Origin of the sequence: Bacteroides sp. CAG:633, assembly GCF_000435115.1 — a bacterium.
GTDB classification, from domain to species: Bacteria; Bacteroidota; Bacteroidia; order Bacteroidales; family Bacteroidaceae; genus Bacteroides; species Bacteroides ndongoniae.
Window position 1 is genome coordinate 6,561 of record NZ_FR883111.1, and the last position, 9,209, is coordinate 15,769.

General features: G+C 48.0%; 7 protein-coding genes. 3 read left to right on the forward strand and 4 right to left on the reverse strand.

Annotation, left to right across the window (positions count from 1 at the left end; genetic code table 11):
* The 3 genes from QVP67_RS11610 to QVP67_RS11620 all read left to right on the forward strand — a co-directional run.
* Window positions 1–520 (forward strand): AAA family ATPase (locus QVP67_RS11610; RefSeq protein WP_288180153.1); only part of this gene is annotated, 520 nt, incomplete at its 5' end.
* Window positions 521–524: 4 nt separating this feature from the next.
* Complete coding sequence (locus QVP67_RS11615) at window positions 525–1,529, forward strand: DUF4435 domain-containing protein (RefSeq protein ID WP_022163734.1); 1,005 nt, start codon at window positions 525–527, stop codon at window positions 1,527–1,529.
* Between the two features lie 28 nt (window positions 1,530–1,557).
* Window positions 1,558–2,817: a mechanosensitive ion channel family protein gene (locus QVP67_RS11620; protein WP_022163735.1), complete on the forward strand. Its 1,260-nt coding sequence runs from the start codon at window positions 1,558–1,560 to the stop codon at window positions 2,815–2,817.
* Window positions 2,818–2,962: 145 nt separating this feature from the next.
* On the opposite strand, the gene QVP67_RS11625 is transcribed toward QVP67_RS11620, so the two are convergent.
* From QVP67_RS11625 to QVP67_RS11640, 4 genes are all read right to left on the reverse strand, one after another.
* Window positions 2,963–3,409, reverse strand: a complete 447-nt coding sequence (locus QVP67_RS11625) for a S24/S26 family peptidase (protein WP_022163736.1) — start codon at window positions 3,407–3,409, stop codon at window positions 2,963–2,965.
* Window positions 3,406–4,263 carry a hypothetical protein gene (locus QVP67_RS11630; RefSeq protein WP_022163737.1) on the reverse strand — a complete coding sequence of 286 codons (858 nt, stop codon included), beginning with the start codon at window positions 4,261–4,263 and terminating at the stop codon, window positions 3,406–3,408. Before QVP67_RS11630 ends, QVP67_RS11625 begins: the two co-directional genes overlap by 4 nt.
* Before the next feature lie 83 nt (window positions 4,264–4,346).
* The gene (locus QVP67_RS11635; protein WP_022163738.1) at window positions 4,347–5,999 is read right to left on the reverse strand and encodes an ABC transporter ATP-binding protein; all 1,653 of its coding nucleotides are present in this window, start codon (window positions 5,997–5,999) and stop codon (window positions 4,347–4,349) included.
* 509 nt (window positions 6,000–6,508) lie between these two features.
* On the reverse strand, window positions 6,509–9,067 hold the full coding sequence (locus tag QVP67_RS11640; protein ID WP_022163739.1) for a hypothetical protein: 2,559 nt from the start codon (window positions 9,065–9,067) through the stop codon (window positions 6,509–6,511).
* Between the last annotated feature and the right edge of the window lie 142 nt (window positions 9,068–9,209).

Here is a 9,209-nt window from a genome sequence, read left to right on the forward strand (position 1 = left end):
GTCTGAACTCGACTGGCAGCTGTATCTGCTGCAACGCCGCTACCTGGACTATCAGGTAAATGTGGGCAATAAGATGATCGAACTGCTGAGCAGTGACAACGAGCAGCAGCGCAACCAGGCTTCCCTCCTGTCGGTGCCCAAACGCAAGTTTCAGGACCTGATAGACGAACTGTTCAGCTATACCCGAAAGAAGATCGACCGTAAAAGCAATGAAATCGTGTTCTATCAGGACGGCGAACGGCTTTTGCCTTACAAGCTGTCTTCCGGCGAGAAACAGATGCTGGTCATCCTGCTGACGGTATTGGTGCGCGGAGGCAGCCATTGTGTGCTGTTCATGGACGAGCCCGAAGCTTCGTTGCACGTAGAGTGGCAACAGAAACTCATCGGAATGATCCGTGCGCTGAATCCCAACGTACAGCTGATTCTTACCACCCATTCGCCTGCCGTCATCATGGAAGGCTGGCTGGATGCCGTGACCGAAGTGAGCGAGATATCTACCGAAACCCATCAAAACAGTTGAGACCGTGGCTACTTCGTTACGACATAATCTGACTTCCGCCTATCTGGATGCAGCCACGCGGCTTTCGCCTAAAAAGAAACGCCGCCGCATTGTGGCCTATGTCGAAAGTTACGATGATGTAGCTTTCTGGCGTACCCTGCTTTCGGAGTTCGAGGACGATGAACACTATTTCCAGGTGATGTTGCCCTCGCAAACGTCTTTGTCGAAAGGGAAAAAGATGGTGCTGCTCAATACACTCAATGCCGACGAACTGGGCCGGAGCCTGATAGCCTGCGTAGACAGCGATTACGACTTCCTGATGCAAGGCAATACGGCTGTGTCGCGCCGCATCAATAAGAATCCGTTTGTGCTGCAAACCTATGTTTATGCCATCGAGAACTACCTGTGCTATGCCGAGAGTTTGCACGAAGTCTGTGTGCAGGCCACGCTGAACGACCGTGTGCTGATCGACTTTCCTGAGTTTCTGAAGCGCTATTCACGCATTGCTTACCCGCTGTTCTTGTGGAATATCTGGTTTTATCGTCAACACGATACCAAAACATTTCCGATGCACGAGTTCAACCAGTGTGTACGCATTCAGGACGTTACGTTACACCAGCCTTACCGTTGTTTGGACGAAATGAGGCAACGTGTAGACAAGAAACTGAGCGAACTGGGCACCCGTTTTCCGCAACTCATCGAGCAGGTTGATGCGTTGCGCGAAGAACTGGAGCCTTTGGGCGTAACTCCCGACACCACTTACCTTTATATACAGGGACATCACATCATGGACAATGTAGTGATGAGGCTGCTTACTCCGGTTTGTACCCAGCTCCGTCGCGAACGCGAGAAAGAGATCAAGCGGCTGGCACGTCACGACGAACAGTTCCGCAACGAACTGACCAGTTACGAGAACAGTCAGGCCGCTGTGCAACTGATGTTGAAAAAGAACGAAGGTTACAAGTCACTCTGGCACTACCAGTGGATGCGCGAGGACGTGGAAAGGATATTGGCGGCCTCACCCTTCTGATTTCCCTAACTCCTTTAACTTAAACAAAATGGATTTACTGAATAATATTGATAAATTGCTGATAAGCTGGGGCATGAATCCGCAGACGGCCGACTGGCTGGATCAGTTCATTGCTTTTGCCCTGGTGCTGATATTGGCTTTTGCTGCTGATCTGATTTGCCGTAAGGTGTTGCTCAGAGCTATTGCCCGCCTGGTTGCAAAGACCAAAGCGACGTGGGACGATATTCTGTTCAACCGTAACGTAATGGTCTACCTGAGCCACATGGTGGCACCTGTTGTCATCTATCTGTTCATACCGATTGCTTTTGCACAAACCGATTCGGTGACTTTAAGTTTCATCCGGCGTTTGTGCTTCATTTATATTATATTTGCTTTCTTGCTGTTTATCAACTCTTTCCTGAAAGCTGCCTATGCAGTATACAGCGAGAAAGAGTCCATGCGCGACCGTCCGCTGAAGGGCTTGCTTCAGACGTTGCAGGTATCTTTATGGTCCATCGGTATCATTATCGTGGTAGCCGAACTGTTGGGTAAGTCGCCTTTCTCACTGTTGGCAGGTCTGGGTGCATCGGCAGCCATTCTGATGCTGGTGTTCAAGGACAGTATCATGGGCTTTGTCAGCGGTGTGCAACTTTCGGCCAACGACATGCTGAAGGTAGGCGACTGGATTACCATGCCCAAGTACGGTGCCGACGGCATAGTCATCGAGGTGACATTAAATACAGTAAAGGTTCGTAATTTTGATAATACCATCACTACCATACCGCCCTACCTGCTGGTGAGCGACTCTTTCCAGAACTGGCGCGGCATGCGCGAGAGCGGCGGGCGACGGGTGAAACGAAGCATCAACATCGACATGACCAGCGTACGCTTCTGTACTCCCGAAATGCTCGAAAAGTATCGTAAGATTCAGCTGTTGAAAGACTACATCGAACAGACCGAAGCTGTAGTCGAAGCATATAACAAGGAGAACGGCATCGACAACGAAGTGTTGGTAAACGGTCGCCGGCAGACCAATCTCGGTGTGTTCCGTGCTTATCTGACTGCCTATCTGAAGAGTCTCCCTGTGGTAAACACCGAACTGAACTGCATGGTACGCCATTTGCAGCCTACCGACCACGGCTTGCCTGTCGAACTTTATTTCTTTTCCACCATCAAGGATTGGATTCCTTACGAGGGCGTACAGGCCGATGTATTCGACCACGTGTTGGCTATCATTCCCGAATTCGACTTGCGTGTCTTCCAGTCTCCTTCCGGAGCCGATTTGCGCCGGCTGACGGAAAGCAACTAAAGAATCGTACGTTTGGGAGATTCATATATGGATGATACCGAAACTACAGATGGTTTTATTCGGACAAAAAAACAAGTTGACAAAACTACAGATACTCCCTTGTTGTCTGTAGCCTTGTCAACTTGTTAACTAAACATTCGAATGCTTATCTGATTATTCTGAACAGCGGCAGCAATATCCTTCTGATCGGTTTCAGCTTGTACCACAAAGCCCCGCGCTTCAGCCATCGGCTGTCGGTACAGTCCTGCACACTGCCGTCGGGACGATAGATGTAGCGCAACAGTCCCAGTACCTCGCTACGCTTCACACGCTCTATCCGGTACAGATTGCCGTCGCCCAGCATCAGACATTCGTCGCCTTCACGTCCGATGTAGCGATGCACCATGTATTTTCCTTCCCACTGGTAGAAAGGGCAGCACCAGGCAGGCAGTTCGCCGTCGGCAGGCAGTGGATCAATCTCTACCACATCTTTCCCGCCGATGATGAAGGGGAACATGCTTTGTCCGTCGATACGTACTTTTACCCTCTTTCCCTGTCGCAGCACTTCGGCGGCTTCGGCCAGAAAATCGTTGGCTACAACCAGTTTCCTCATACTCCGAAGATGGTTTTACACGACAGGTGGGCAGCTTCGGCATTGGGCAAGCAAGCCAGGTGGTATACCGGTACCTTGACCAGTATGTCATTCAGTATCTGGCTGATGCAGTCGTACAGTTTCTCGTCGTAAGCAAAGTCGGGCGGGCACGAGGGGTGAAGGGCAGCATAGGCCTGCATCACCTTCAGTTTCTTTATTTCGTTGTAAGGAGCCTGCGACAGGCGTACGCAACCCACTAATTCGTACGAGTTTGTCTTGTAGCACGGTGTCTTTCCACTCCACGGGCTGCCATATACGTAGGGAATTCCGTTATGTATGCGCACAATGGGGCTGTCGTCGTTCAGCAACGTAGCACCTTCGATGTTTTCGCGCCACAGGCGGGTGTGGGTGCTCTTTCCGGTACCGCTCTCGCCCAGGAAGATGACGGCCTTGTCGTGGAAGACAATGGTGCTGGTGTGGATAGCCACAGCCTTCTGGGGAGCAATCAGCACACCGAAAGCAATCCAGCAGGCAAAACGTAGCAGACTGACATCGAGGTTTCCGCTGAAATAGGCGATACGTGATCCTTCGGCTATCCAGACTGTGAGTGTCTGATCGCTACCGATATAGGCTGTTTCGAATATATATCCTTTTTCGTAACGCCCGAAACGGTTGTGTGTCAGTACCGGATCGTTACGGTATAGCTCGGCTGTAAAGGCAGGAGCCTTTTCTTCGCTCCATACGAAGCGGAAATTAGGTTCGGCAGTCGAGTCGATAGCAAATACACCGAATCCGCCGATGTTAGCCACATCCTTCACCAGTGGCTCACCTTCCATACGCAGGCGAAACCCTGCAATCATATAGTCTTGTTCCATAATTAAATATGTATTGTTTTCATTTCCAAATCTATATACCCTCAACCTTAAACCCTCAGCTCTAAACCCTGAATCCTCCTTCATCACGCTTCTCCCCTCTCTTTCGGAGAGGGGTCGGGGGTGAGGTCCCATATCCTATCGCACACCCGCAGCGATGTCTCCCTGTGAGCAATGATAATCATGGTCAGTTCGCGGCACTGTTCGGACAATTCCTCCAGTGCGCGGTTTATCTCGCTTTCCGTGCGGCTGTCCAAAGCCGACGTGGCTTCGTCGAAAAACAGCACTTCCGCCTCTTTGTACAAAGCACGGGCTATGCCGATGCGTTGCTTCTGTCCGCCCGACAAGCGACTGCCATATTCACCCAGCGGTGTGTCTAATCCTTGCGGAAGCGTCTCCAGCCAGTCTTTCAGGCGTACTTGTTCCAGTACTTCCATCACTCGCTGGCGGTCGGGAGAGGGATGTCCCAAGGCAACGTTGTCGAGCAGCGAACCTTCTACGATGAAGATTTCCTGCGGCACGTAGCCCACCAGTTTGTGCCAGCGGTTGCGGTTGGCAGTTGTCAGCCGGCGTCCGTCTACTAATATTTCGCCTTCGGTCGGTGTCAGGAAACCCAATAGCAGATTGAACAGTGTCGATTTGCCCGATCCGCTAGGGCCGCGTATACCGATGCGTTCGCCCCGGTGGATGGTCAGATTCAGGTGATTGAACAGCTGTTCTCCGTCTGGGAAAGCAAATCCCAAGTCTTTCAGTTCCAGTGTGTGCTTGAAGGTAAAGGGCTGTTCGCTGCTGTCATCAGCCGTTTGGCTTTCGGTCAGTCCTTCAGTCACCACCTGTATCGAGTGCGAAGCGTTCTGCAGAGTTACCCAACTGTTCAGGATGCTGCGCATGGCAGGAATCAGACGAAACGCCGCTACGGCAAACACACCGCTCACGATACTCAGGTCACCACGTCCGGCTCCTATCAGCAGGGCTATACCTACTACGATGGCGGCTTCACTCAAAAACTGCGGAAACAGCTGATAGCGTTCCATGCGCTGACGGCTGTGTACGATGCTGTCCATGCCTTGGTCGAACGAGGCAAGCGAGGTGCCGAATGCCTGAGCTATCTCCAGTTCGGCATAGCCGCGGAAAGCTTCTACCACCGTACGGCTCTGCTTGCGGCGTGCTTCCAGTTCCTCCTGGCCGTACTTGCGCAGACGACGGCGCACGGCTACCGTGTAGATTAGTGACAACGGCACGAAAGCAGCGCACAGCAACAATCCGGCCAGCGGCTCCCAAATCACGAGGGCAGCCATCATGAAAAGGATGAGCACAGCATCGCCCACTATGCGGAACAGCGGGGCAAGCACACACAGGCAGAAGGTGTAGCACACATAGTTCACCTCGTGCCCCAACTGCACACTGCTTTTGCTCTTCAGGAACAGCAGTCCGCGCCGGTAGTAGTTGACAAACATCCGCCGGCTGAAGTCGCGATATATTTCCAATTGAAAGGTGCTTTCCACCCGTGCCAGGGCTACTACCAGTGCATTCTTCAGTACCACAAAGCCCATCACGGCTCCGCAAAGCAGCAACATCTCGCCTCGCGAACCTCCGGGGCGCAATACAGCCAGCAACAACGGTATCAGTGCGGCCACACCTGCAAAGTCGAGTACAGCGCGCACCAGTACGGCCAGTGCCACGCGCCAACTGCGGCGGCGGGCCTGCGGGGGAAGCAGAGAAATGATTTCCTTTACCATATCGGTGGGCAAAGGTAGTGCAGCCGTGCGGTTTATGCAAATTTGGCAGGATTTTTTTACAGGGAAAATGGAGAGAGGGGAAAGGGGATGATTTTTGCCTAGTTAGGGAGGAATTTTTTCCTAACTGGGAAAAAATATTTTGGTAACTGGGGAGGAATTTTTTGCTAACTGGGGAAAAATAACAGGGTTAGATAACCGGTTTTGGCAGGGATTGTCGATATCTCGTTGGGAGAGATAAATGAGGAGGGTGTATAGAATAACACATACTTTCAACACACTTACGAAGATCAATAAGATTACAGCATATCACAAAACGGTTGCTTTCATTCAAGTTGAACATGGCTTTTTTGAAGCAGAGCTCGGAATTTGTTCATATATAAAAATAGGGCGCATTTCGGATGGTTACGTTACACATAACACACTCATGCCGAGCATACACAAAAGAGCGGGCGTACCTTTTGATACGCCCGCGACTTATTAACTATATCCGATAATCAATCGTTGTACTATTAATTATTATTATTAACTGTAGTATTAATAGTACCACCATTATTAAACAGATTGTTATACGTCTTAATCTGGCCACCTGTTAATGTCACATTTTTATTGATCGTTAGCTTGGCACCTTTATAGACCTCATTAGCAGTTGTAGTCAGTGTGAAAGTATAAGCTACGTTATCACCGCTCGATACAGTCACATCTCCACCAAAGAAGCAGTGATTTAGGATTTTAAAGTTAGCCTTTAATGTCACATTAGCATTGATATACATGTTACAAGTACTCCAAGTCGTAGCACTAGTTATTTCGATAGGACCGTCGATAAATACTACGCCTTTGTTTGCGGGTTTAGCTGCTGCGGTAGCAAAGTCTTCACTATTCTTTACGGAATAAGCAACACGGCTGTAAGTAGTACTACCTGTTACCTTTGCATCCTTATCATTCAAAATAATCCAGCTGCTGCCGAAATTAGCATCTTTATACTTTGTAATACGACCATCTTTTTCTACATAGATTCTTGCATCGTCATTTGTTGTCTGACTGAGTGTGTTAACATTCAGTGTTCCTTTCTTGACATTGATGATACCTTCGTTTGTAGAACTTGCGCCACAAGTCAAAGCTGTTGTTACTTCAGGCATTTCAACATTGATAGTACCATTGTTTTCGATAGCCATATTAGTAGCAGCGTTGATGTTGGCGATTGCGTCTTCTTCATTTTCCAGTTTGGCAGTTCCACTCACTGTACCCTGGTTCGTAAATACATTGTTGTTGATGATCTTCTTTCCAGTCGTGAATGTCATGGTACCTTTGTTGATGAATGTACCATTAACTGTTAAGTCCTCACTCACTGCAAGTGTACCTTCATTTGTAAAGGTCTTATCTTTAGTGATGACGGTGTTCGCTCCTATTTTTACAGTACCACCTGTGTTAGTCAGGTCGTTGATGGCTACGCCGTTCAGAGTGAGCTGGCCGTTTCTACGAACGAATATGCTACCACAATTATTTGCATCGGCGGGGCCGTTGAGTTCTACGATACCACTCGAAGCCACGTACAAGCTTGCAAATTTTGATACAGTCAGGTTAGCATCACCTGCGATATCCATGTTGTTGACAGAAGCCAATGTTGCAGTAAGATCTACGTCACCAGTAATTGTTACATCGCCTGCCACAGTTACTTCGTTTTCAAAGTTCACAGCACCGCTTTCCAAGTTAATACCATCAACAGTGATAGCATGTCCTTCAACTGTAACATCAGCATCTTTGTTGTTGCATGTCAGTGTTACACCTGTCAAGTCTAAGTCTTCACCTATTATCAATGTTTGAGGTGTAGTACTTTCAATGGCAGCTTCCCAACGGTTCATGAATTGCTCTTCCGTATAGATTGTCTCATCTGTAACCTGTGTATTCAATCTCACATTTACATTTACTATCACGTTCTTAGACTCACCGTCAACAATCATTTGGTTAGATTGTGCTTTGTTGAATTCAGCCAGCATCTGATTATCGTATGCGCTTGCTCCTTTTTGGTAAGTACGTGCAAATACCAGACCGCTGTCACCTTCTTTAGGCTCTGTCACAATTTTCACAACAACCTTTGTTGCTTCCTCGCCATTGATGAAAGGCAATGCAGAGAAATAGAAGGAACCGGTAAGTTTGTCAAGCTCAGTGATTTCGTAAGCTTCGCTGCTGTTTTTCACATTGATGGTGAAGTGATCAACTCTACCATCTGCAGTACTTGTATATACTGGTGCAGGTAGCGGGTTAGCTTCCGGGTCATTGAGATATTTATTGTAGATTTCCGGTGTTAAAGCCGTATTATTGGGAGTCACTTTACCTGTTGTTGTTAACAATGATTGACCTTCAGCATTATAAGCTTCTACAATAATTTTATCGATAGTCCAATCTGGTAACAGACCAACAAAAGCCAATTTATCTGCAGCAAACTGCATTTGGTACAAAACCGGAGCTTGAACCAAGTGGAATGTTGAACTTTGATGTCCACCAGGAACAAATGCGGCAGCACCATAAGCAAACATGTTTTCATTGACAGTGTTCAATTCATTACCGGATGTACAATCTGCCACTTGAGGGAAGTTAACTTTAACAGGAATGGCATTGTAATATTGTGTCCTCAAGTCATCGTAAGGGAAATAAACGACGTAAGCACCTGCAAAAGCATTGGTTACAGTCTCAAAATTGGCATAACTCGTACCGGCACCTTTCGTAAGTGTAAACGGGTGGTTAGAATAATATGATCCTAAGCTAGAACCAATGTTTGACGCATTAGTTACCTGACCTTCATTATTAATTCCAGTCACCATGTGATACCATGAGGCACCAATCACATCATCTTCTTCCCAAACCGGAAGTAATCTTCCATCGACTTTATCGAACATCGAACGTGTTTCTGCTCCCAAACCATACTCTCCACCAATACTGAATCCCTCACCTAAAGAGATTGCTTTTTCAGTGTTTACTTGATTGGAAACTTCAGCAAACTCATCGTTTGTACAAGCCACAAAACCTGCAGTCAAGAACAAACTGCTAAATAATACATACTTCAGTTTCATTTTTCTCATTAATTTAATTAATAATTTTACAATAGTTTCATTTTAACCAACAGGTTCCGTTGGATCATATCCACCAATGCTTCCACTTCCTTCGAAGCCCTTTTCAATAGCCACCTCCAGAATTTCCACTTCCGGAGCTACA